Annotated in this window: 20 protein-coding genes; 9 read left to right on the top strand and 11 right to left on the bottom strand. The window is 70.5% G+C overall.

Annotation, left to right across the window (positions count from 1 at the left end; genetic code table 11):
* Positions 1-1263: a DUF2075 domain-containing protein gene (locus LWP59_RS37380; RefSeq protein WP_101436270.1), complete on the top strand. Its 1263-nt coding sequence runs from the start codon at positions 1-3 to the stop codon at positions 1261-1263.
* A 291-nt stretch (positions 1264-1554) separates the two neighbouring features.
* On the opposite strand, the gene LWP59_RS37375 is transcribed toward LWP59_RS37380, so the two are convergent.
* Positions 1555-2577 (bottom strand): hypothetical protein, encoded by a 1023-nt coding sequence (locus tag LWP59_RS37375; protein WP_229857918.1) that lies wholly within the window; start codon positions 2575-2577, stop codon positions 1555-1557.
* Between the two features lie 231 nt (positions 2578-2808).
* Between LWP59_RS37375 and LWP59_RS37370 the strand changes: the two genes are divergently transcribed.
* From LWP59_RS37370 to LWP59_RS37360, 3 genes are all read left to right on the top strand, one after another.
* Positions 2809-3393, top strand: coding sequence for a hypothetical protein (locus tag LWP59_RS37370; protein ID WP_101436268.1), 585 nt, complete (start codon positions 2809-2811; stop codon positions 3391-3393).
* 122 nt (positions 3394-3515) lie between these two features.
* Positions 3516-4631, top strand: coding sequence for a hypothetical protein (locus tag LWP59_RS37365; RefSeq protein WP_233921961.1), 1116 nt, complete (start codon positions 3516-3518; stop codon positions 4629-4631).
* Between the two features lie 27 nt (positions 4632-4658).
* A complete protein-coding gene (locus tag LWP59_RS37360; RefSeq protein ID WP_101436266.1) occupies positions 4659-5513 on the top strand; it encodes a hypothetical protein in 855 nt (284 codons plus the stop codon).
* A gap of 77 nt (positions 5514-5590) precedes the next feature.
* On the opposite strand, the gene LWP59_RS37355 is transcribed toward LWP59_RS37360, so the two are convergent.
* The 4 genes from LWP59_RS37355 to LWP59_RS37340 form a co-directional block, all read right to left on the bottom strand.
* Complete coding sequence (locus tag LWP59_RS37355; RefSeq protein ID WP_101436265.1) at positions 5591-6571, bottom strand: C40 family peptidase; 981 nt, start codon at positions 6569-6571, stop codon at positions 5591-5593.
* A gap of 84 nt (positions 6572-6655) precedes the next feature.
* Complete coding sequence (locus LWP59_RS37350; RefSeq protein ID WP_101440870.1) at positions 6656-7756, bottom strand: replication-relaxation family protein; 1101 nt, start codon at positions 7754-7756, stop codon at positions 6656-6658.
* A 133-nt stretch (positions 7757-7889) separates the two neighbouring features.
* Positions 7890-10487, bottom strand: coding sequence for a type IV secretory system conjugative DNA transfer family protein (locus LWP59_RS37345; protein ID WP_101436264.1), 2598 nt, complete (start codon positions 10485-10487; stop codon positions 7890-7892).
* 64 nt (positions 10488-10551) lie between these two features.
* Positions 10552-10803, bottom strand: a complete 252-nt coding sequence (locus LWP59_RS37340; RefSeq protein ID WP_101436263.1) for a hypothetical protein — start codon at positions 10801-10803, stop codon at positions 10552-10554.
* Positions 10804-11045: 242 nt separating this feature from the next.
* Here LWP59_RS37340 and LWP59_RS37335 point away from each other — a divergent pair, with 242 nt between their 5' ends.
* From LWP59_RS37335 to LWP59_RS37325, 3 genes are read left to right on the top strand one after another with little or no spacing between them, the layout of a single operon-like run.
* Positions 11046-11996 carry a tyrosine-type recombinase/integrase gene (locus tag LWP59_RS37335; protein ID WP_233921960.1) on the top strand — a complete coding sequence of 317 codons (951 nt, stop codon included), beginning with the start codon at positions 11046-11048 and terminating at the stop codon, positions 11994-11996.
* A gap of 4 nt (positions 11997-12000) precedes the next feature.
* Positions 12001-12312 (top strand): helix-turn-helix domain-containing protein, encoded by a 312-nt coding sequence (locus tag LWP59_RS37330; protein ID WP_101434545.1) that lies wholly within the window; start codon positions 12001-12003, stop codon positions 12310-12312.
* Entirely contained in the window at positions 12309-14084 is a 1776-nt protein-coding gene (locus tag LWP59_RS37325; protein WP_101434544.1) for a hypothetical protein, read from the top strand. Before LWP59_RS37330 ends, LWP59_RS37325 begins: the two co-directional genes overlap by 4 nt.
* Positions 14085-14112: 28 nt before the next feature.
* Here the strand turns inward: LWP59_RS37325 and LWP59_RS37320 are convergent, their stop codons facing one another.
* The 6 genes from LWP59_RS37320 to LWP59_RS37295 form a co-directional block, all read right to left on the bottom strand.
* The gene (locus LWP59_RS37320; RefSeq protein ID WP_144644217.1) at positions 14113-15978 is read right to left on the bottom strand and encodes a VirB4 family type IV secretion system protein; all 1866 of its coding nucleotides are present in this window, start codon (positions 15976-15978) and stop codon (positions 14113-14115) included.
* A gap of 7 nt (positions 15979-15985) precedes the next feature.
* On the bottom strand, positions 15986-17305 hold the full coding sequence (locus LWP59_RS37315; RefSeq protein ID WP_183127684.1) for a PrgI family protein: 1320 nt from the start codon (positions 17303-17305) through the stop codon (positions 15986-15988).
* Between the two features lie 12 nt (positions 17306-17317).
* Positions 17318-19234, bottom strand: a complete 1917-nt coding sequence (locus LWP59_RS37310; RefSeq protein ID WP_144637765.1) for a hypothetical protein — start codon at positions 19232-19234, stop codon at positions 17318-17320.
* A 531-nt stretch (positions 19235-19765) separates the two neighbouring features.
* Positions 19766-20086 carry an Mbov_0395 family pilin-like conjugal transfer protein gene (locus tag LWP59_RS37305; RefSeq protein ID WP_101440869.1) on the bottom strand — a complete coding sequence of 107 codons (321 nt, stop codon included), beginning with the start codon at positions 20084-20086 and terminating at the stop codon, positions 19766-19768.
* A 218-nt stretch (positions 20087-20304) separates the two neighbouring features.
* Complete coding sequence (locus LWP59_RS37300) at positions 20305-21387, bottom strand: hypothetical protein (RefSeq protein ID WP_101436262.1); 1083 nt, start codon at positions 21385-21387, stop codon at positions 20305-20307.
* 643 nt (positions 21388-22030) lie between these two features.
* Positions 22031-22219 carry a hypothetical protein gene (locus LWP59_RS37295; RefSeq protein WP_101436261.1) on the bottom strand — a complete coding sequence of 63 codons (189 nt, stop codon included), beginning with the start codon at positions 22217-22219 and terminating at the stop codon, positions 22031-22033.
* Here LWP59_RS37295 and LWP59_RS37290 point away from each other — a divergent pair.
* Together LWP59_RS37290 and LWP59_RS37285 are read left to right on the top strand one after the other, a co-directional pair.
* Positions 22212-23024, top strand: coding sequence for a hypothetical protein (locus LWP59_RS37290; protein WP_229857917.1), 813 nt, complete (start codon positions 22212-22214; stop codon positions 23022-23024). The genes LWP59_RS37295 and LWP59_RS37290 overlap by 8 nt on opposite strands.
* Before the next feature lie 68 nt (positions 23025-23092).
* Positions 23093-24232, top strand: coding sequence for a TRM11 family SAM-dependent methyltransferase (locus LWP59_RS37285; RefSeq protein WP_183127682.1), 1140 nt, complete (start codon positions 23093-23095; stop codon positions 24230-24232).
* Positions 24233-24245 lie beyond the last annotated feature (13 nt).

Raw genomic sequence — 24245 nt, 5'->3', positions numbered from 1 at the left:
ATGCCGACCGCCGGATCACCCTCGCGCTCAGCGGCGCCCTCGCTGTTCGACGTCGCGGCCCGCTCGCTCACACACTCCGATGCGTTCACCTTGTCCGAGGATCAGCAGGCCGTCCTCGGCCACGTTCACCGGCTCCTCGCCGCCGATGATGACGGTCAGGCGGCCGTCGTGGTCACCGGCGCCGCGGGCTCGGGCAAGAGCGCCCTCGCGCTGACCCTGCTCGGCGAGGCCCTGCGCGCCGGCTACCGGGCTCGCCACGCCACCGGCTCGCAGGCGTTCACCACCGCGCTGCGCAAGACCGCCGGACACGGCTCACGCCAGACCCAGCAGCTGTTCCAGTACTTCGGCACCGCCGCCGCCGACACCGAGCTGGGCGGCCTGGATCTGCTGGTGTGCGACGACGCGCACCAGCTGCGCGCGACCTCGAACACCCGCTACACCCCGGCCTCGCGCCGCAGCGACCGCACCCAAGCCGCGGAGCTGCTCGACGCCGCCCGGGTCGTGGTGTTCCTGCTCGACGAGGACCAGGCAGTCCGTCCCGGGCAGATCGGCACCCACGCCCACATCGAGACGGCCGTACGAGCCTCCGGTGCCGCCGTGCACACTGCCCAGCTGGCGAGCCAGCACCGCCACCGGAGCCCATGCTACGAGGGCTGGGTCCGTCGCCTGCTCGGCCTCGACGACGCACCGCTCCCTCCTGCCCCGTGGAATGCGGCGACCGGACCGGGGGCGGGGTTCGAGCTGCGGGTGGCCGAGAGCCCCCACGAGCTGGAGCAGCTGCTGCGCGCGAAGGCCGAGCTCGGTGCGAGCACCCGGATGACGGCCGGGTACTGCTGGCCATGGAGCGAAGCGAGGCCAGGAAATCCGCTGGTCGAGGACATCGTGATCGGCGACTGGCACCGCCCGTGGAGCGTGAAAGGCAACCGCGCGGTCAACGGGCTGCCGCCCTCGCCGCTCTGGGCGATCGAACCTGCCGGTGCCGGCCAGGTCGGCTGCATCTACACCGCGCAAGGCTTCGAGTACGACTACGGCGGCGTCATCCTCGGCCCCGACCTGCTCTGGCGGGACGGCCGCTGGGTCACCGACACCGCCGCCACCCGGGACGACGCCCTCACCCGCGCCTCAGCGGCCGACTTCGACCTGTGGGCGCGCCGCACCTACCGCGTGCTGCTCACCCGAGCCCGCGCGGGCACCATCCTGTACTCCACCGACCCCGAAACCCGCGCCCTCCTGCGCGACATCATCGAACACATAACCCAATAGGCCGCCCGCGTCGGGGGCTTCCGGCGTGGCTTCTCGTCGCCGACAGGGCAGCGACGGAACGTCACCGTGCCCCGGCCAATCAGTGGGCGGCCGGGGCACGGTGACGTGGGGAACAGGTTCAGGCGGTCGGGGTGGTGGCGGAGGAGGTGGTGCCGTCGTCGTCCGGGACGGCGGTGATGGTCCAAACGCCCGTCGACGATGCGGGACCGGTGTTCGCACGAACCCGCCCGCGCGCAGGGCCGTGCCATCGGAAGTGAATGGCGACGGCCCCGCGCGGGTAGGCGGCGGCTGTCAGGCGTCCGGGGCGGCGGGTTCCCCGGAGCCGTCGGTCGTCTCCGGGACGTCGGTCTTGTCCGGGTTGATGGCGAACCGTTTCGGTGCCTCGCAGGTTTTGATCGCGTACCCGTCGGTGACGAGCTTCTCCAAGGCGTTGTTGACCGCGCCACCTGAGCGGCCGAGTTCCTTGCCGATCTTGGCAGGCCCAAAGGTCTCGCCCGGGTGCTCGGTCAGGTACTCCTCCACCAAGGCCCGCAGCCCGCCCTTGGGCAGTCGGTCCTTGTCCGTGGCGGCCGTGTCGGCGGATTCGGAGACCACCGGAGCTGCTGCCGAAGACGGCTCGGGCTCGGCCGCGCCATCCACCGGATCCACCTGTGCCGTGTCAGGCGGAGGGATAGTGCCGTCGCCGTCGGTGGGCGGGGCAGGCGTGGTGTCGGCGGCGACGTTGGTGTCGTCGGCATCCGATCCGGCCTCTGGCCCCGGCACCGCCGCAGTGGTGTCCTCGGCAGTGGAGCCGTCAGCGTCGGTGGCGGCCTCGGTCGCGCCCGGGTCCTCGACCGTGCCGTCGATGTCGGTGTCGTCGGTCGGCTGGTCGGTGCTGGGCGGCGCCGTCGTGTCCGTCTGTGCCTCGTCGATGTCGGGTGCGGCGGTGTCGCTGGTTGACGGTGCGAGTGTCCAGGTGTCGGGGTTGCGCGGACCGTCGCCTGCGGTGCGGATCGCGGTGCCGTCGCGGTCCCAGCGGGCCAGGATCTTCGCGGCGGTCGAACGGCCGACTCCGCCCGCCATCGCCAGTTTGGCGGTCGTGGAGCCAGGATTGTCGGTCAGCGCTGCCCGCACTTTGTCCTCTGTGGTCGGTGCGTTCTGCTGGCCGAGGTCGTCGGCCACGGCGTGCAGGTGGCGGTCGTCGGTAGCGGCGGTGGTTGCGGCGTTTGCGGTGCGGGTTTTGCGGTTCTTACGGGACATGACGAACTCCCTGTGTTTTTGGTGCGGAATGGGATGGTCATGCCCCGGCCGGGGCGTTGGCCCGCCGGTGCGCATCCGGTTGTTCGGGCTACACGACTATGGAACGCTTCGTCACCGCCTCCATGTCAAGCGATTCGTCAAACAAGACATGTGTCTCGTGTGGACACACCTCTGTGCCGGACGTCGCGATACGGCTAGGTCGGTGAAAACGTATATGTGGCTTGACATTTGGGCGTGCACGGAGCGTCCATGGACCCGTCATAGCACGAACCCGCACCATCGGATTTCGAGAAGGACGTGTCCGCTATGGACCCACGCTCCACGCACCGCGGCTCCACCGGCCTCGGCCCGCCCCCGTTCGTACGCGGTGAGGTACTGGTCGCGTTGCCCTACAAACCTGCCTTCCCCGGCATCATCGCCGATGGCGAAACACCATCGCTAGAAATCGAAAGCCTGGAAAAGTTTCCGGATTTGGAGGGGCAGGGCTCCCTCGGTGACATCGGGCTGCGCTGCCGCCGATCGGTCGCCCAATGGATCGGTGTCTACCTGGAATCGTTCTACGGCAACGCCCAGGTCCGTTTCGAGTGGCACGGCGACACCCTGGAGATCTACGACGATCCCTGGGGGCTGTCCCTGGACTCTGAGCCCCGGACCATCCACCCGGACTCCGAGGGCCGCTACGAGATCCGTGACGTGTGGTTGCCTATCGCCGCGCCGCTGGCAGCCGACTTGCACCATCGCCACGGCCCCGCCCTGACCGTTCTCGCGGGCGACGCCCCGCCACATCCGGCCCCGGAAATGCTGGCCTACCTTTCTGACCATCCTGGCGCCCCCACGAGGATGCCTAGCCACATCGAACGCGCCCTGGACGCGATCACCGCACCTCGGTAACACCTCTGAATTCACCGGACAGCTGCTCCGGCCCTATCCGTCACGCCGACATCAGCCGCACGGGGACGCGCTAATCCTCTGCCTTTTCTGGCGTTCTTTCCTATTCCGAAAGGGGCTTCGCCATGCCTATTTCCGTGACAGCACGAGACGTACCCGAGATCCGCGCGCGCATGACGGCGTGGACACGAGATCCCGGGCCCGACGGGGCGGCGAACTGGTTGCAGTTCTTCCTCGGCCCGCAACCGGACAAGGCCACCGAATCGCGGGTGTTCGGCCGCTCCGACGACGTGGCCGCCACCATCGCGGGCACACTGGCCGCCCAGTTCCCGGTCGCCGAACTGTTCTACGTCTCCAGCGACATGACCGAACTCGCCCGCACCGCCGCCACCACGCTGACCGACTACCGGTTGCACCCCGAGGACCTGCCCGCCCCGGTCGGCATGATGGTTTACGCCGAGCCGCCCGTGGCCAACCCGGCCGATCACCACGACGGCGTCAGCATCGTGTCCTGGGGGCCGGGACGCGGCGGCCTGTGGGTCCACCGATGGCAACGCCCCGCCGCCAATGACGTCGCCCGTCTTGGACGGTTCCTGGCGACGCTGCCACGCGACGAGGCGATCCGGTGCGGTGAACGTGCGGCGACGCGACCGGAGCCGCATCCCGACGCCCCGCCGACGCCCGAGGAAGGGTTCGACTTCTTCGCGTCCGGTTTGCTGCCCAACCTGCGTCGCGCCCCGGTTCCACCGTCGTTCACCCCGCCGCATGGCTACGACTGGCAAGGGCTGACCCCGATGGAATACACCGACATGGATGGCTGGCCCGGTGAGGTCACTGCGGCGACATTGGGCGACGAGGCGCGACAGCTCGCGGAAGCCAGTCTGACATTGGACCGCACGATCCTGGCCACGTGGCTGTTGATGGGGCAGACCATCGTCCGGTCCGAGGACATCACCGCGCCGCGCGGAGCGCGTCGTCGCATGGCCCGTGACACTCCCGATGTCGACCCGACCGTCCGCTACATCGACCTGCGTCGCGCTCGCACCGAACCGTCCGACCACAGCGACACCACCACATCGACTCGCGAGTACCGGCACCGCTGGGTCGTGCGAGGGCATTGGCGCAATCAGTGGTACGCCAGCCGTAACGACCACCGTCCTATTTGGATTGAACCTCATCTCGCGGGCCCGGAGGACGCGCCGCTGCTCGGCGGTGACCGGGTGAACGTGTTGCGCCGATAACAATCGACAGGAAAGGAACCACCCGATATGACACGGGACTCGTTTGTCGCCTTGGCCGTTTCCCTGCTGGACGGTGTCGTCGCGCACGGTGTCTTCGGCACCCGCGCGGACGCGCGATTATGCGCGGATTGGCGCGGTATCAACGATCCGGACGTCACCGCGACCCGAACCGTGGCCCTGTTCCCGCCCGACGCGGAACCGGTGCTGACACACAACACGACCCGGGGCGAGGTGTTCCCGCTGCCCGACGAGGTCATGGCGGTCCTGACGAACGAAACCCCGGAGGCCACCGCGCACGACGAGTGCGTCATCGCGTTGGTCGTGGTGCCGACCGAACCACGCGCCGCCTTCGCAGTGGGACCGTTCGACCGCGATCAGGCGCACCAATGGCTGACCGACGCGTCAACGCCGCGCGAGGGCCGCTCGGTCGAGTGCTGCCTTCTGCCAGTCCGTGCCAGCACTCTCGGCACCAGCAGCGCACCCGCCACAACCACGGACACCCCGGTTCCGTCCATCGTCCTGCTCGACACCTCGAACGGCCCGGTCTGCTACGGGCCGTTCGACAGCGCGCTGGACGGCGCCCTGTTCTGGCACGACATCACCCGCACCCTGGACCTGACCAACGTGCACGGAACCCACGTGTGCGAACTCATCACACCCGCCCCGGACGCGGCCCTCGCAACCGCATCCGAGGAGACTCCTGGTGCTGATCGGGTGCGAGGTTGGGTGGTACGCCTCGATCCGAGCGGGTGTGACCGGGACGGCGACCCACGCGTCGTCGGCCTGTTCGCCGACCAATCCAGCGCACGCGATTGGCGGCCAGCCTTGTCGTCATCGGAGGCAACGTCACCCGCAGCCATTCTCCCGGTCTATCAACCGTGATCCGCACACGGCGTACCGGGCGCGGTCACTGTATGGTTGTTGTTTACTCGCGCAATATTGCGTAAATATTCGATTGATTAGTGCGCGGGTCGGGTGGCGCCCGCGTAATCGTCTCCGGGGTAGCGGTAGTTGTCGATTTGTACGGATTGGCCAAAGTCGGGGGCGTTCAGCATTTTTCCGTTTCCTATATAGAGTCCCACGTGTCGGATGTTCGAGGTCGGGCCGTAGTAGACGAGGTCGCCCGGTAGGAGGGGTTGCCCGTCGGGCACGCGATTCCCGGCACTGTACTGGGCGTCAGCTGTACGCGGAAGCGAAATCCCGGCCGCCTCGTAGGCGGCCTTGGTCAGCCCCGAGCAGTCGAATCCGTTGTCCCCATTCTGCGGGCCGTTACCGCCCCACACATATGGCAGCCCCCTCTGTCCGCACGCGTAATTGATCGCGGTCATCGCGGCGGCGGTCGCGGCCTGGATATTGTTGCAATCACCGGTTCCGGTCGTCGCGGGTGCCGGTTGACAGCGCACGCCGGACACGGCGGCGACAATCGCGCGCGCCTTCTCTTCGTGCTGAGCATAGGCATTCGGAAACCCCGAACCCTGGACCGTCTGCGCGGCGTCGTTGACACTCATCTTCTGCCAGTTCGGTGTGGCCGTGAGGTGTTCGAAGAATTTCGTTGCCGCGTAGGTTGGTGTGGTGACCTGTTGCGGGGTGCCCCAGCCCATCGAGGGCCGCTGCTGGAAGAGTCCGAGGGAATCCCTGTCGCCGTAGGGCAGGTTCTGCAGCTTGGATTCCTGCATCGCGGCGGCGATAGCGACGACCCAGCCCGGCTCGGGCACACCCATCTGCTTGCCGACCGCGACGATGGTGGCCGCGTTGCCCATCTGCTCGGCGGTCAAGCCCGGCACCGTGCCGGTAGGCGCACCGTCGGGCGTGCAGGTCAGCGAACCCGACGACCCGCTGCTGCCGAAGAGCGTGCTGATGATCCCGGCGATCCCGGCGCCGATGAGCAGTGGAATGGCGAGGACCAAGGCGGCGACGCAGACCGCGATTTTGCTTCCCATAGTTGGATCGCTCTCCTTTCCGTGGTGCGCTAAGAGACCGGCCGGGGACCGAATTGCCGCGGGGTTGAGGCAGGGCGCCTTGTGTCAGTGCTCGCCGCGAGCGACACGGTTCGGCGTGGCCGGCGGCGGAACCGAACTCGGCGGCGGCAGCCGATACGGCGAGGCCGCGGCGACATCGCCGACCTCGCCGACCTCGCCGTCGCCGTCCTCGGTGGCGAGCCCGGCCGGCGGCGCCAGGCCGGGCCAGGCGTCGGCGAGGTCGGCGAGGCTGTACCGCGGGCCGGCGCGGTCGACACGCGCCGAGGTCAGCGGCAGCCACACCGCCTCAGCCGGGCTCGGATGCGGCGCGGTGGGATCGAGCAGGTCGGCCGCCGCGGTGGCCACCGGCACTGCGCGGGGGTCGTCGAGGTCGGCGTGCACACGCGCGAGGGCGGTGCGGGCCCCGGCTTCGCGGCGGGTGGTGGGCAGCCACACCAGCACCGGCGTGGCGATGCCCGTGGACTCGGCCAGCCGCGCGTATCCGGCCAGCTTCCGGCCGACCTTGGTCAGGGACTCGGTTCCGGTGTCGAACTCGAGGAACCACTCCACCTCCCGGGCGGCGGTGCCGACGCGGGTGCGCCAGCGGCCGTAGCCATCGGGGATGACGAGGTCGCCGAAATGCCTCGCACAGCGGGATTCCGACCACCACGCCACTACTGCCTCCGCGCGGGCCGCCGGGGTGTGGCGGGTGCGGGCGATCAGTGAAGTGAAGAAGTCGTTCACGCCGACGGTGTGCGCGAGCCGCTGGTTATGGGCGATACCCATGGCGCGGTCGTGCCGGTAGCCGAGTTCTTTGACTTCCAGGCCGTGTTCGGCGGCGAGCACAGCGGCCCCGGCCGGGCCGAGGACGTAGTGCATGGGGGCGGAGCCGAGTTGCTGAAACGGCTGGAAACGCGACACAGCGCGCCAGAGGTAGAGATCGCGCAGCCGCTGGCGCGCCGAGCGGCCCGACGGGAAGGCGGCGTCCTGGATTTGGCTGGTGGTCAGGACTCGGTGCTCGTGCAGCAGGGCGAGGAGCCATTTGTCCCGGGTGGTCAGGCGCGAGGCGAGCATGGCCTGGTGTTCGACCGAGCTGGCGGCGCGGGCGGTGTGGCGGCCTGGTAGGTGGCCGCGCAAGGTGTGCTGACGACGGGTGGTGGTGGTGATCACGAGCGCTCCTTCGCGGAGTTGTGAACAGGGTGTGGACAAGTGCTGTGGGCAGCCCGAACTGAGCCCCGGGCGTGGCCGATGGCGGTGGCTATTTCTTTTGTGGGTGCGGCGAAGTCGCCGCGTGCGGGAGTTAGGGGCGGGTGCGGCGCGGGTCGGTCTTGGGCGGCCGGGTCGGCGGAACCCGCCGACCGGTCGGCGGAACCCGCCGCCCGGTCGGCCCGGACCGCGTCTTGGTCGCGGTGGCGGGAGTACTGGCGCGGGTGGTCGTGGCGCCGTCGCTGGTCGCGGTGCCGTGCGCTCGGCGCTGGGCGCGGAGTACGGCACGGATTTCGCGTGCCCGCCCGGGAATGGGGTCGGGCAAAGGCGTGGTGGTCATGGTGAAGGGCTCGGTCTCCTCGCCGCGCACCACTAGCCGCGTCGCCGTGTGGTAGACGCCGAGGTGGGACAGGTCGTGATCGGACAGCCGGGGCGCGGTGTGCCGGGCGAGTTCGCGGGCGTCTTCGGGGCTGGCGGAGAAGAAGACTTTGCTACGGGCGTTGGTGGAGATGCCTTCCTTCAATTCGCGGGAGAGCTGCCCGAGGTGCTGGTGGGCCAAGGTCATCGAGACACGAAATCCGCGCGCTTCGGCGAGCATGTCTTCCAGCGGATAGGGAAGATTCAGAAAGTTGTGGCATTCATCGACCACGAGGCTCGCGTCCGGGCGCAGGCGCTGCGGAACGCGGGCACGGGCGGTGGTCGCCTGCCACGTGCGGGCCACCACCAGCGACCCGACCAGCCGCGTGGTCTCCTCACCGAGCGAGCCTTTCGGGATACGCACCAGGCAGATCCCGCCCTCGTCGAGCACCTCGGCCATGTCCACAGTGGAGCGTCCTCCGGCGATGGCCTCTTTCACGAAGGGCCGCAACAGAAACGCCCGCAGCTTGTTCATCAGCGGCGAGATCACTTGGCTGCGGGAGCTGTCGGTGAGGTCGTCGTACCACTCCCAGAATCCGGTCAGCACCGGATCGGTGAGCCCGGCGGTGATGCGGGACCGGAACGCTTCACTGGCCAGGAGTTTCGGTAGATCGGCCAGGGTGGGCACGCCTTCCTGGGCGCGCAGGGTGAGGCAGGCGGCGCGCATCAGGTCGTCGGTGCGCGGCCCCCAGAACGCGGAATACACCCGGCGGAACACCGACACGAGGTTGTCGACTTCGCGGTCGGTTTCCCCGCCCTCCAACGGGTTGAGGATGGGTGGGCGGTGCAGGGAGTCGGCGTCGAAGAGCACCACTCGCTCCGCTGCCGAGCGCGGCAGGCGGTTGAGGACGTCGGTGACCAAGTCGCCCTTCGGGTCGATCAGGACGACACCGCGATGGTTGTCCGCGTCGTCGAGGATCATGTTGCCCAGCAAGGTCGACTTCCCGCTGCCGGTGGCGCCGAGCACGTGGAGGTGGTGGCGTGCGTCGGCGACCCGCAGCCCGACCGGACGGGCGTGCCCGGTATCGGACTGCCCCAGCGGTTTGACCTCCGGCCCCGGTGTGGCGACCCCGGGCGGCGGGGCGACGGCCTTGGCGCCCGCCCGTTCGACACCGGGGATCTCGGCGTCGGTGGGCAGGTGCGCGAGCGCCGCCAGCTCCGGCACCGACAGCAGGTCACCGCGGTCGAGGCGCCGTTCGGCGAGCGCGTGCGCGGGGTGGCGCAGGCGGGTGCGGGTGTAGTGGTTGTGCTCGGTGTAGGCGGCGAACGCGGCGGCCAGCGCGTGCGCCCGCCCGCGCGCGGTGTCGCGGGCCTGGCGCGCCAGCTCGTCGGTGGCCTCGGCAGGCAGGTCGGCGGCGACGGCGTAGCGGATCACGGTCTCGTACTGGGAGCCGCGCTGTTTGCCCACGATGGCCTTGTTCTGGGCGGAATATTCCAGCGACAGCTGCGGGTCCTGGCTGATGCGCCGCGAGTCCGAGGTCCGGCCGCCGCGGGTGGCCTTCGCGCCCGGCGTGATCGCGTCGAGGATCCGGCCGCCGAGGCGACCCGACGAGCCCTGGTGCACTCGGCGGGCGGCGCGGCGGGCCTGGGCGACGCGGCGGCCGGTGACCGGGCGGGCGAGGATCTGCACGCAGGCGTGCTCGTCGCGGCCGAGCCCGACCGGGGCGCCCAGGAGCCCGCGGATCGGATCGGCGTCAAACGCCGTACGGATGGGCAGTGCTTCGGAGCGGGCGAGGCGCAGTTGCCCGCCGACGGTGATCCGCCGCCGCCCGGTCTCCAGGGCGGGGAACGGGGAGGTGGCGGCGCTGGTGCGGGTGTGCGACCCGGGCCAGGCGGCCTCGACCGCCCGCTCGACCAGGGACGGCGGGATGACGCCGGGGACCCAGAACTGCACGGTGACGCCGTGCTCGCCGAACACGTACTCCATCGCGAGGTGCGGTTGGCCGGCCCACAGCCGCCGCCAGGCCGGGCGCAAGAGCCCGACGAGGTTGGACCACACCGCGGCCCCGCCGGCGGGATCCACGGTGGGCGGGGCGAGCACGGTGATCCGGCGAGCATCGACCTGCAGGGCGGTGTGACGGCGAGCGCGCCACCAGCGCCGGGCGGCGATCCAGCCCGCCAGGGCCACGGCCAGGGCCGGGACGGCGACCGGTCCCCACACCAGCGCCCAATCGCGCAGGGCGGCGAGCAGATCGCCGGTGGTGCCGCCCGGGTCGCGCAGGTAGTCACCTACCCAGTTCGCCGTCACCGGCGATGCCGCAGCGCGCGTAGCCATAGCGGGTACTCCCTTCCGGGAACTCGTGCGAGACAAGGAAAATCGAGATCGGCTCGGGGCCGGGTCACGCGGGGTCGAGGTCGACCTGCGCCGCGTCGTCGAACCCGGTGTCGTCGGGGTCCGGGGCGTCGTCCATGGCGAGGGAGTCGGCGGGCCCGAGGTCGACGTAGGCGTCGGCGAGACCGCTGTCGGTGGCGTCCGGATCGTGTTCGGCGAACCGGGCGAGTTCGGCGGGGTCGGTTACCGGAACTTCCCGGTGTTCGTCGGTGCTGGCTGTTCTTTGTCGACGCTGGGGCGCTGGCCAGCGCGCTCTCACTCGATGGTGTGGACTCTCTGACATGACGTCAGGATTTCCGACAGGCTGCCGATGTTGATGAGGCATTGTCGTTTCCGTTCAACTCGGGGACACGGTCGGGAGGCGCGGTGGGGCTGGCGGTGGTGCGGTCGCTGCGCGGGCCGCGGAAGCTGAGCACGACCCAGGACCTGGAGGACTTCGAGCAGGAGCTCGTCGATCAGTACCTGCTTGCCTCGATGGGGGCGGGAGTCTGCGACAGCACGGTGAACAACGACCGAGCAGCGATCTTCGAGTTCATCCAATTCCTCGGTCGTCCGGTGTGGACAGCCGAGCCTGCTGACGCGGACCGGTTTCTGGTTCGCCAGCGCAAGGATCTGGGCAGGTCCCGGTTGACGGTGCAGCACAAGGCGTGGGCGATCGGGCACTTCTTCGATTTCCTGATCGGCCGTTATCAGGGCGACATTCACGCGCTCGCCGGGTGTGTGGTGGCGCAACCGATCGACGAGCACAACCGGCCGGCCAAGGCCGACTACGGGACACCTCGAATACCGCCCTCGGACAAGGAAACCGAGCTGTTGTTCACCGAGTGGCGGGACTCGCTGGAGCACGCCCGGAAGTTCCGCACTGCGGCTCGGGACTATCTGGCGGCGTCGTTGTGGCGCCGGGCGGGGTTGCGGATCCAGGAGACCTACATGCTCGACATGCGCGACTGGCGCCGGGATCTGGGCGAGTACGGCAAGCTGCATGTCCGATTCGGCAAAGGAAGCCGGGGACGCGGCCCGAAGACGAGGCTCGTTCCGGCGATCAACTCGGTGGCCGAGTTGCTGGACTGGTGGCTGGTGGAAGTGCGTCACCAGTTCGGCGAGGACTGGGAGCATCCCGACGCGCCGCTGCTGCCGAGTGAGCGCCAGGACCCGCACACCGGATTCTGTGGCCGGGTTGGTGACCAGACGTTGCGGGACGGGTTGGCGGAGGCGACCGGACGATGGCTGCCGGACTGGGCAGGAAGGCTGACACCGCATACATTGCGGCACTACTGTGCATCGTCGCTGTATGCGCGAGGCATGGATCTTAAAGCTATACAAGAGGTTTTGGGCCACTCGTGGCTCTCGACCACGACCGCGTACATCCACGTGGAGTCCGAGCACGTCGAACATGCCTGGGCCAAGGCCAACCAGCGCGTGGCCGCCCGGCTGGGCACCGAGGAAGGGTAGCGCGATGCGCTGGAACCTGCGAATGAAAGCCGCCGAGGCAGGGATCTGGAAGTCCACGGAGATGCGCCGCAGGCTCGCCGAGGCGGGATTGGATATCAGCGCGGGCAAGATGTCGAACCTGTGGATCGGCAATCCCACCACGATCCGGCTCGATGATCTCGACGTGATCTGCGCGGTGCTGGAGTGCGCACCGACTGATCTGCTGATCCCCGAGCCGGAGAAGGTCGCCGCTCGTCGGCCCCGCAAGGCCGACACGGGCACGGTCGCGCCGATCACCCCGCGGCTGGGGCGACATCGATCGGTGCCGCCGGCGTGACCGGGCGTCCCCGCCGCTGCCGGGTGTGCGGGGTGCGTCCCCCGGCGATGCGGGAGGTCCCGTACTGCTTCCAGTGCTGGCCCGGCGGCCCGATCGCCCCGCCACCGTGCCGCAAATGCGGGTCCACAAACGACTATTACACGTCCGGGCTGTGCGCCCGCTGCCACAGCCACGCGCCCGGCGAGAAGTCGCCGCTGTGGCAGTCGCCCGGCACGCTCGCGCGACAAACGGTCGTGGTCGACTCGTGTCTCGACTGCCACGCCTGGGGCGTGACCCGCACCTACGGTTGGCTGTGCGTGGGCTGCCGTAGCTGGCGCGAGAAATACCGACACAAGGGTGTGTGCGACACCTGCGGGAACGAGGTGGCGCTCAACGAGGGCGGGTCGTGCCGGTTGTGCTGCAAGACGCGCAGCCTGCTCGCCCAGGACCGCGACCAGCGGCCCAGCAGCATCAGTCTGGCCGAGGCCAACGTGTTCGGGCAGCAGCTGTTCTTCGCCGGCATGTGGCACCGCGAAGGACAGGGCCAACGGCCCTACGTCAAGAAAACCATCCCACCGAACCTGTCGTTGCTGCACCCGGTGCCCTACGAACAGCTGGTGCTGCTCGAACTGCCGCGGGACCTGAAAGCCGGACTGCGCAAGGGATTCCCACCGCCGCCCGACCCGGCCCGCGAGGCCGCCTGGCACCAGTTCGTGCGCGAGCACGCCGCCGCGCACGGCTGGAGCAGGACCGTCACCGAACGCGCCCAGCGGGCGATCCGGATGCTGCTGGGCATGCAAGACACCCCCGGTGCCGCGATCCGCGCCAGCGACGTCCTGCCCCTCTCGCGCATCCGGCACCCCGTGCGCCCGGTGCTCGACGTGCTGACCGTCGCCGGCATGCTCGCCGACGACCGCGTCCCGCCCACCGAGCGCTGGTTCCAGCTGCAGATCACCGGACTGCCCGAGGACATCCGTCACGAACTCGAGGTCTGGTTCGACATCGCCCGCAACGGCAGCACCACCCCACCGCGATTTCGTCCCCGTTCCGACAACACGGTGCGTTCGCAGCTGGGCTACGCGCTGCCGATCATCCGCGCCTGGGCACGCACCCACCCCTCGCTGCGGGAGATCGGCCGCGACGACGTGCTCGCCGCCCTGCCGCCCAGCGGCAGTCCGCGCAGCAGCACCCTGCAAGGGCTTCGGTCGATCTTCCGGATCCTCAAGGCCCGCAAGCTCACCTTCATCAACCCCACCACGCGCATCAGCGTGCCCACCCCGGACAAACACGTGCCCGCACCGATCGATCTCACCGAGCTGCGCGGCGCGCTCAACTCCGACGACCCGACCCGCGCGGCGTTGGCCGCGCTGCTGGCCTTCCACGCCATCCGCATCTGGCAACTGCTCCAGCTGCAGCTCGCCGACGTGCGCGACGGTCGCCTCTACCTGCCCGACCGCATCGTGCCGCTCGCCGAGCCGGTCCGGGCACGAGTGTCGGCCTACCTGGACTACCGACAACGGACCTGGCCCGACACCGCCAATCCGCACCTGTTCATCCACTACCGCAACGCCAACACCACCACGCCCGCGACCCCGTGGTGGATCCGCAAACGGCTCGGCATGATCGCGCAAGCCATCCGCCAGGACCGCATCCTCGACGAAGCCCACGCCACCGGCGGCGACGTCCGCCAGCTCTGCGAACTGTTCGGCCTGTCCATCGCCGGCGCCTACCGCTACACCAGCAGCGTCGACCACCCCGGCATCGCCGAATACGAACAATCCACAAAGGAATGACGATTCCATAGTTCCCCAACTCCGGGATTCAGCTATCATCGTCAAGCACCAAATACCCAGAGTTCCGCTCAGATTCGGGTAAAGTTGCGAGGAACTCTGGGGAAGTGGTGACCAGGAAGTTCTCCGTGGGCGAGGCCAGCGACTGGAACGCCACTCGCTGCGTCCCCGAGGACAACAAGCCCTGCCCGCGGTCGGCGGACAACAAGAACTGCCGCTCTCCGGCGGAAAGGTCGAAGGTCTCGGCGATCTCGTCGATGGCTTGGGGCGCCTGGCGCAACAACACCTGGGTGGCCGCGTTGCTCACGATGGCCTTGCCCAGGTCGCTGCCGAGCACGTCGGCGGTGTCCTGGGTCGCCACCGTGAGCCCGCACCAGTGTTTGCGGGCGGCTTTGGCCATCCGGAACAAGAAGCGGGCGCCTTCGGGTTGCTGCATCAGCAGCCACGCCTCGTCGACCACCACGAGTCGGGGCCGGCGGTATGCGGGGTTGGAGACGCGGCGCCAGACGGCGTCGAGCACGAGCAAGGTGCCGATCGGGCGCAGCTCGTCGGGCAGGTCCCGCAGGGAGAAGACCACGAGGTGCCCGTCCGGGGTGGCGGTGGTGGGTCCGTCGAAGAGGTCGCTGAACGCGCCGTCGACGAACGGGTGCAGCCTCGCCGCCAGATCGGCCGCTACCGCATTACCACCGTCACCGGAGGAGGCGAGCACGTCGCGCAGGTCGCGCAGCAGCGGCGCCGGGCGTGTCCAGGTCCGGGCGTCGTCGGTGATGCCCGCGTGGTGGTAGGTGGCGGTGATCGCGGTGTCGAGCACCGCGCGCTCGGCGGCGGTGACCTCGGCACCGAACAGGACGGCGAGCACGGCGTGCAGGAACAGGCTGCGCCGCTTGAGCGCGTCCTGCGGGGCGGTGCGCCGCCCGCGTGCGTCGGTGTGCACGGGCAGGTCGAACGGGTTCAACCTGACTCCGCCCGCGCCGAGGTGCACGTAGGTGCCGCCGACCTGGGAGGCCAGGCGGGCGTACTCGTCCTCGGGGTCGACGACGAACGCCTGCACCCCGTCGGAGGCCCACCCGTCCTCGTCGTCGCCGAGGTTGCGGTAGAGGCTGCGCAGCGTCTCGAGCTTGACGAAATAGCTCTTGCCCGCGCCCGACCTACCGAGGACGACGGAGTTGTAGTTGTCGCAGGCGAACCGATCCCAATGCACCAGCCCGGAGCTGCCGACGTTGTAGCCGTAGAGCACCCCGGACGGGGCCGAGGTGGTCGGGTCGGTCGGCGGCAGATCCGGCGAGGTGAACGGATACGCGGCCGACACGGCGGCGGTGTCGAATGTCCGCTTCAATCCCAGCGGGTCCAGCCCGAGCGGCAACGTGGACACCCAGCCCTGCAACGCCCGATACGTCGCGGGTTTCGCGTCCAGCAACAACGACGCGCACAACGACCGCAGCGCCGAGACCTCTTCGGCGAGCGCCTTCTCGTCCGGGGCGTGCACGGTCAGATAGAGCCCGAAGCGGAACAGGCGCCCGTCGCCGCGCGCGATGCGCCGCGAGAGGTCGGCGGCGTCCTCGGCGGCGGCGTCCACCTCGGGGTCGTCGAGCCGGTCATGGCGGGCGTTGTGCCGCCGGGACGACTCCAGCTTCGCGCGCTGCTTGCGCAGCCCGCTGGCGGCGGTAGCCGGATCCACCGGCTGGACGTGCACCGAGACGTCCAACCGCGCCGGGTAGGTCAACAGCGGGGCGAGCCACCCGGGATAGACCTCCTGCGGATAGCCGGTGACGCCGAACGAGGCGACGAACTCGTTGCCGATTTCCAGGTGTCGGGCGGCCACCGACAACGAGTCGGGAGTGAACGCCCCCGCCGACCCGGAACGGTGTCCGGGCGTGTGGTTTCTGGTGCGTGCCATGAGTGGTCTACCTGCTTTCGAGTTCGTCGTCGTAGTCCCAGTCCTCGTCCTCGGGCAGCCAGGGCCCCGCTTGCGACCGGCTGGATCGGGAGGTCGCCGGGCGGGAGGGTTCGGGGCCGCGAGTCGACGGGCCGCGGGGTGGGCTCGTCGCTGGAGCGCGGCGCCGGGATGACGGCGCCGTGGGTGTGCGCGTCGTGCGGACCGGGCGAGACGGCGCCGCGAGGTCGGTGTCGTCGGCGGGTTCGTCGGGGCCGTAGAGGTCGGTGAAGGTGGTGGTGGCGGTGACGACCTCGTCGGCCCCAGCAAGCCCCGCTGACGGCGGCAGGAAGGTGTCGGGGTTGCACGCCGCCGCCAGCACCCCGGTCGCGGCGGCGGCATCGAGCGGGGTGGCGACGATCCCGGCGGGGGAGAGCAGCTCCGTGGCCTCGCCGAGGCGGCGCACCAGCCGCTGCTCGGCCGCCTGCCGCACCCCGTCGTCCACCGACTGCTCGTCGCTGCGGCGCCGCCGCCACGGCAACATGCTCGACGCGGCAGCGGGCGTGGGACCGGTGCGCAGAGGTTCGCGCAGCACGAGCAGCACCTGGCGGCGCAGCAGATCCGCCTGCGCGGTGAGCTCGGCGAGGTAGTCCGCGTGGTCCCGCGCCGCGGCTTCCAGCGCGGGGTGCGGAAGCCCGCCGGCACGGGCACGCAACTCGGCGATCTGCGGTGCGAGATCAAGCCGTTCGGCCCGCACCAGGATCTGCACCGGCGCCGTCAGGGAGTGCAGGTAGCGGGCGAACGACGCGACGAGCGCCTCCTGCTCCCCGGGCGTACGCAAGGAAAAGTTCACAGTGCTGCACACGGCGATGACCGCGAGCCCGTCGGTGCCGAGGTCGACGATCCCGGCCTGCGCGCCGGTGTCGGCGACACCGCTGGCCGGGAGTTCCAGCGGCGCCGGAGACACCGGCTCGGCCGAGGCCGGGTGCCGCCCTCGGCCTCGTGTTCGCGCCTCGGATTTCTGGGCGGTCAGCCACGGCGGGGCCGCGCGCACGCCTTCGGGGGCGGCGACCCGGTGCCGAGGGGACAGGTGCTGCCGGAGGGCGGCGAGCGCGAGCTTGTCCAACGGAAGCCCGTCACGCTGCCCGAGGGCCAGCACGGTGACCGCGAGCCCCACCGGCACCGCGAAAATCAGGAACACCGGCAGCGGCACCAGAGACCGGGTCATGCTGTAGAGCCCGTAGAGCAGCAGCCCGGCGACGCCGAGGATCGCGAGTTGCCGGGCGGTCAGCGGCCCGAGTACCCGGTCCGGGCGGTCGACGTCGGCGGGCACACGCACTGGAGAAGTCATGGCGATGCGACCTCACTTCTTCTTCGGGCCCCGGCGACCGGGCAGGTCCAGGGGCAGGGGCAGTTGCGTTCCGGCTCGGCGCTTCGGTGGCGGTGCCGAGGTGCCCGGGCCACTGGCCGGTGGCGGCTTGGGCTTGGGTTCGCGGCGCACGCCGAGCGGCAGCGGGTACTGGCCCGAGGCCAGCGGCCGGTTTCCGGTGTAGGCATCCCGCGTAGGGCGGCGTGGGGCGCGGGCCGCGCGATTGATCTGGCCGGACGGGGTGATCAGTCCGGGCCCGGTCTGCCGCGGCGGCGGTGTGGGGTTGGCGAGGTCGTCGGCCACCGTCCGCCGAGGCGTGCGCGGTGGCGCGGGACGCAGGTGGATGGGCAGCATCCCGGCGTTCGGCGCCACCAACGCGCGGGGCAGGTGCGCGGGCGGGCGCGCGTTGCGGTTGATCCGCCCGTCCGAGGTGAGCAACCCCGGCTGCGACACCGGCGGCATACCGCCGCGCCGCTCGGCGAGATCGTCGGCCAGCGACCGGCGCCCGACCCGATCCGGATCCCGCCGCGTGGTGATCGGCAACCCGAGCTGATCACGCGGCAGCGCGCCCGGCAGCGAGTCCGGCGGTAGCGCCCGTGGGTTCGCCGCCACCTCACGCTCGTCCCCGGAGCCGCTCGTGGTGAACAGCGACATCTGCCCGGGACCGGGCCTGCGGTCCGCGCCGCTTCCGGTGCCTGGCAGCTCGCCGAGGTGCGGTGACCGACGTGGCGCGGGCCGTGTGCGGCGGACCCGCATCGGCAGCATGAACTGGCCCGAGCGCGTGGACGGCGGGTCCGCCGGGGCACCGCCGCCGCCCCTCCCGCGGGGGCCGCCGCCTTTGCCGCCTTTGCCGCCGAACAGGGAGCTGGCGCCGCCGAGCAGGCCCATCGTTTTGTAGGCGATCGCGCCGCGCACCAGCGAGCCGAGCATCGAGCGCCGCCCGCTGCTCATCGGACGCAGGCACCAGAACGGGATCTTGATCAGCACCCACATCAGCGCGAGGCACAGCAAGAGGTTGATCAGCCCGTTGAGGTTCGGGCCGAACACCGTGAACCCGCCGGGGGCGAAGAAGGTCCGCAACGCCACGACCATCGCCAGCGACTGGCCGACCTGGATGGCCAGCACCCCGCCGAACGCTTTCCACCACGCCTGCGCGATGCCCTCCGTGTGGGGCAGGGCGTGCCACATCAGCGCAATCGGCGCCGCCGCGATCAGCAGGATCGTCAGCATCACCCGCACGATGAACGTGATGAGCAGGATGATGATCATCACCGCGAGGGCGAAGCCGATGAAGATCAGCCACAGGCCGCCGCCGTTGAGCGCGCCGAGGACCATGTCCGTCAGCGCCTTGCCCGCGGCCTCCGGGCTGACGCCGGAGCCCATCACCGCTTGCGCGAGGGCGTTGGCGATCTGGATTGCCTTCGTCGCGATGAACAGCGACAGCGTTCCGGCGAGGAACCCGATGACAACGCGGGGCGCGATCTCCTTGATGGTGTAGCGGGTCTGCAGGGTCTCGTAGCCCATGACGACCATCCCGGCGACCAGGACGATGATCACGTAGACGGCGAGCAGGATCTGCCACGACTCGGTCCACAGCTGCCCGACGCTGGGCAGCGCGCTCGGCTCGGGCGTGGTCAGCAGGGTCTTGCCCAGCAACTCCAGCAGCGGGTTGAGCGCGTCGGTGACGACACCGCGAAAGAAGCTGTCGATGCCTTCGGTGACACAAGCGATCGGGTCGGTGAGGCCGCACTCGTCGGGCCGGTCTCCGTTGCCCGAGCCCGGCCCCGGAGTGTGCCCGGGGCCGCGTGGATCGATCGGAGTCGGCTGCGGAATGCAGTTCGGCCCTTCGCACGGTGCGGGCACCGACGTGGTCGGCGGAGGGGTGCCACCGAGCGGTCCGCACTCGGGCATCAAGGCACCCGGGAAACACGACACCGGCGGCTGCGACGGCGGCACGAGCGGGGTGCTCGGCAGACCCGACGGCTTCGGCGGCTGAGTGTTACTGGGCAGCATGCACGCGGGGTCGGCCGAGCCCGGGCCGCAACTGGGCTGCGGTACCGGAGGCAGCGGCAACACCGGCGGTTGCGCGGGCGCCAGCGGTGCGGCCGCTGCCGCTGGCTGAGATGTGGGCCCGGGTGCAGCCGAGGCGGTGAGTGCGATTCCGGCTATGGCCGCCAGCGGCGGCACCAGTACCGCGAGTGCGCGGGCCCAGCGCCGCCTGGGCATCCAGCGTCCCCAGCCGTCGCGCCCGCGACGGCGCCTCGCCGGGGCCGTGGGTGGACCGACCATGAGCCGCTCGTCGCGGCCGGGCCCGGTGCTCGCGCTGTCACTGCGACGGCCCGGATCGGTGGCGCGGGAAGGACGGACGATCGGCGTCGTCGTGGGGCGCCGAGCTGGGTCGCGTCGCCGGGCTGTGGGTGTGTGGCGATGTGCGGCCATGGCTCACACCCCGCCCACGATGCCCTTGAGGATCTCGACCACGAGCGGGGCGAGCGCGGCGAGCCCGAAGCCGATGCCGGCGGCTTTGAAGGCGCCCTTGGCCTTCTCGACTTCACCGGGGTCACCGGAGGCCATGAGGTAGCGCAGGCCGCCGATGGTGAGGAACACGACGGTGACCAGTGCGAGGATCCCCATGATCCAGTTGCGGATGTTGTTGAGGACCTGGTCGACGGTCTGGGCGAGCGCGACGATCTGGACGGTCTCCGCTCGCGCGACCGAGGACGTCAGCAGCACACCGGCGGCGACCAGCCACCCGATGAGCAGGACGACGCGGCGGCGGTGCGCACCGCGTCGTGGCCGCGCCGGGGTGGGCGCGGCCGTGGTGTCGGCGGAACCCGCGCAGCGACTCCCGGCGTGGTGCGCGGCTGTGGTCGTGGCCCGCTGCTGTGTCGTACGCGGTCGCGGCGTGGTGGCCGGGGAACCGGGACGGCTGGACGCGGTACGGCGTGCGGGTGGGCGGAGATGATGGCGGCGAAGGGGCGTCAGTCGCATGAGCGGACCTCCCGGCTGGTGTGCGCGGCCGGACCGGAGCTGGTGCGGCGGGCGCGGGAACGGCGGTCTGCGGGCAGGCGGGTCCCGCGCGAGGCAATGCGGGATTTCGGGCCGTTTTGCGACACGGTTCGGCGAACTTTTTTCTCCGGCACCGCTCCGCCCCTGGTCACGTTGCGTAACCTCGTGCGGCGGGTGCCGGTGGTCTGCTCGGTCCGGCGCGTGCGGGCCGGGCCGCGGCGCACGCGAGGCGGGGCAGGCGAGTCCGACTGTTCGGCCGGCGATGTCGCGGCGGCGTCCGCGGACTGCTCAATCAGGTAGGCGGCGAGGCGAGGCTCGGCGCGTTCGCGGATCTTCGCGGTCGCCTTGTAGGTCATGCCCCGCGCGTGCGCGGCCTCGGCCAGCGACGTTTCACCGACGCGGGTCTCGGAGATCAGGCCCGCCTCGTCGGCGGTGATCGCGCCGGCCCGCACCGCTGTGGCCAGCACCAGATCCTGGTGACCTTCCGGGCGCGGCGGCGGGGCGGAATCGAACACCAGATCCCCGGCCGGGATTGGGCCGCCAACGGCGTCGTGCAGCGCCAGCCGCCCCTCCCGGTAGGCCGCGTAGTACAGCCGCGCCAGGATCGCCGGCCGGATCAGATCGACCTCGCGCAGTTCGGCGAGGAACCCGGTCAGCACGGCGGCGTTGAGGTCGTGGGTGTCGCCGGTGAATCGGCGGGTCACGATCGCCGCGACCCGCAGCAGCACCGGCAGCGCCAGCCCGACACACGCCACCGTCCACGTGCCGCCCTCGGTGCGGGCACGGGTGATCAGATACGCCCACGCGGCGTCGCGCGTGGCCTGCGTGCAATCCTCGGCCAGCAGCATGGTGCCGAGCTCGTCCAGCGGCACCAGACGCGGCGGCAATCCCGGGATCTCGCGGCCGTCGACGCTGACCGGCTCCGGTCCGGTCACCAGCCACGCGAAGCTCGAGCGCGCCATCGCGAATACATCGGAGTCTTTGACGAAATCGGGATTGGCGCGCACGTAGTACACGCGTTCGGCGACCTCGTTTTCACGCGAGGGAAAATCCATGACAGCTCCCCTGGTAAATGCGACCGATTGGTGAGCCGTCAGCAAGCCATCGAGGGCGCCTCAAAACCGCCTCAAAAGCGCCTCAAAACCGTGCCAAAAGCGCCTCAAAAGCGCCTCAAACTATAGGTATGTGAAATTTCAATCACCGCCGCAAAAGGGGGGCCCGGCGGCGTTGTCGATCTTTGAGGCGCCTGTAATCAGTCCCCTGAACTGGGATGAAACGCCCCGTGGCACCGGTAGCCATGAGTAGCGACTCAAAGGCGGAGGGCGGTCGAGGGTCGTTGAGGCGCTCCGCGTGGCGACCGGAACAAAAAGTTGGATCGTCGCCGTTTCACCGGAAGCCGCTGACAGGGTTGTCATCAAGAAGTCCCATCTTAATTCCTTGCTCCTGGTTCGTCTTGGGGCTTGGCCGGAGAAGGGTGAAGCGAACATTTTCAAATTTCTCGGCGAGAGCGTGTCGCAAATTCGGGGTTTTCCCGGTATTGCCCCACGACAGCACGAACCAAGCCGGTCACCGCCCGGCTGTTCTCGTCCGAGGAGGACCTCTCATGGCCCAGCGTTCGCAGTCTCCGGATGGCCGTCCTGGTCGTCGTGGAGACTCGACTCGTCCGCCGCGCACCCGGCGTGGTGGCGACCGCGCTCCCTACCCCGGAGCCCGCTCTCGCACCACCGCGGCGGGTGCCCGGCCGACCCGCGCGACCTCGCGTCCCGAGGGCGCATCAGCACCGGCGCGCCGGCGCGCGACGACCTCGTCGGCGGCGCCGACTCCCGCCACGGTGTGGACGTGCGGAGCCGAACCGGTCGACGCCCACGCGGCATGGCCGGTGCCCATCGTCGAGACCATCACGGGGGCGTTCACCGACCCCGGCGCGCGGGTCGTTCTGGTCGACATCGGCACGGCGTCGACCACGGTCACGACCCCCGGAACAGACGGCGCCACGACGACCGGTGCCGCGTCGATGGACGCGGCGCGCGAGGCGGTGCGCGCACTCGGTCGCACCGCCGACACGCTCACTCTCGACCCGCGCACGGATGTCTCCGTCACGTCGTCGCGCCCGTTCTGGGCCGACCTGGTCACCGACTCCGCCGACCCATCCGCGGCCCTCGCAGGATCGCCGTCGATCCCGGCGCGCACCGGTGCCCTCGCGGGGTCGGGTGCGCCGGAATCGGACGTCGGCGGGCGTGCGGATCTGGTGCTCGTGTCGTTGCCCGCACACGCCGCCGAGACGGTGTCGCTGGACCGGCTCGCGCTGTTGGCGGCGGACCGGCTACGGCATGGCGGCATCTTCGCGGTGTATACGCACAGTGACTGGACGCGGGGGCGTTTGGTCGACCCGACCGGCGCGATCGTGGCCGCCGCGCAGCACGCCGATCTGCTCTACCTGCAGCACATCGTCGCCCTGCACACCCCGGTCCGCGAGGGCCGTCTGCACGCCGCGCCGAGCGCGGCGGTGGCCGCCGAGTACGACCGCGCCCGGCACCGCGCGACGGTGCGCGGGCTGCCCGCGCCGCACCTGCGCGTGCACGGCGACGTCCTTGCGTTTGCGCAACCGGCCGACTCTGCCGCGCCGCCACCCGAGACCGGTCCGGCGAGTGCCGCGCACGGGTACGGGCCCGCCGCCGGAGGCGGCCAATGACCCCGTCCTCGTCGCGTTCGCCCGAGCCCCTGTCGGTCGTCCCCACACCCGCGAAAGGCACCACGCTCATGTCCCACCAGCACCCTTCGGCATCGACCGGCTCCACCTCCCACGGCGGTGACGACCCGACCGTGCCGATTTCGCGCGCGCTCATCGAGGCCCTGGACACGGCCGGGCACACCACTACGAGGCAGACGAGCGCCCCGGCCGGGAGCGACCCGACCGACCCGACCGACCCGGCCGCCGTGACCGGGGTGACCGACGCGGGCGAGTTGCCGCTGTCGGTGTGGGCGACAGCGCAGACCTCCCCGGCCGCGCAGCGCAAGGGCCGCTACGTGACCGACTCCACCGCGCACCCGGCGAAGATGCTCCCGGCCGTGGCGGCGCACGCCATCCGGCAGTACACCCGCCCCGGCGAGGTGGTGTTCGACCCGATGGCCGGATCGGGCACCACCCTCGTGGAGGCGATCGACGCCGGGCGCCGCGCGGTCGGCGTGGAGTACGAACCGCACTGGGTCAGCGTCGCCCGCGCCAACCTCGAGCTGGCCCGGGAACGCGGGCACGACCACGACGGCGAGATCGTGCACGGCGACGCCCGCCAGCTTCCGTTCCTGTTGCCCGAGCGCTACCGGGGGCAGGTCGCGCTGGTGGTCACTTCCCCGCCGTACGGTCCGTCGACGCACGGGCAGGTCGTCACCGCCGGCACGGACTCACCGGACGGCAAGGTGCACAAGTACCACCACCGCTACGGCTCGGCGCTGGATCGCGGGAACCTGGCCAACGTCGGCCACCACCGGCTGCTGGCGGGGTTCACCCGCATCCTGACCGGCTGCGCGGCCGTGCTGCGCCCGGGCGGGCACGTCGCGATCACCGTGCGGCCGTGGCGCGAGCACTCGGAACTGATCGACCTGCCCTCGCAGATCATCGCCTGCGGCCAGGCCGCCGGCCTGGTCCCGGTCGAACGCTGCGTCGCCTTGCTGGCCCGGGTCGCCGACCGCGAGCTGGTCGCCCGCGGCAGCTTCTTCCAGCGCGACTTCATCCGTAAACAGCGCGAGCAGGGCCTGCCGTTGCATTTGATTTCGCACGAGGACGTCGTCGTGCTTGCCAAGCCCCTCGTGCCCCGCAGCACCTCGCTTCCGGCGTCGCCGGACGACGGTCAGGTCGCTTCGCGAGGAGGGGTCGAGGGTAGCGGGCGGTGGCAGGCGTGAGCACGCTCGTGCA

It is taken from the genome of Amycolatopsis acidiphila (assembly GCF_021391495.1).
Classification (GTDB): Bacteria; Actinomycetota; Actinomycetes; order Mycobacteriales; family Pseudonocardiaceae; genus Amycolatopsis_E; species Amycolatopsis_E acidiphila.
Note: the sequence above shows the minus strand (reverse complement) of the source record. Positions and strands in the feature narration are given on the sequence as shown.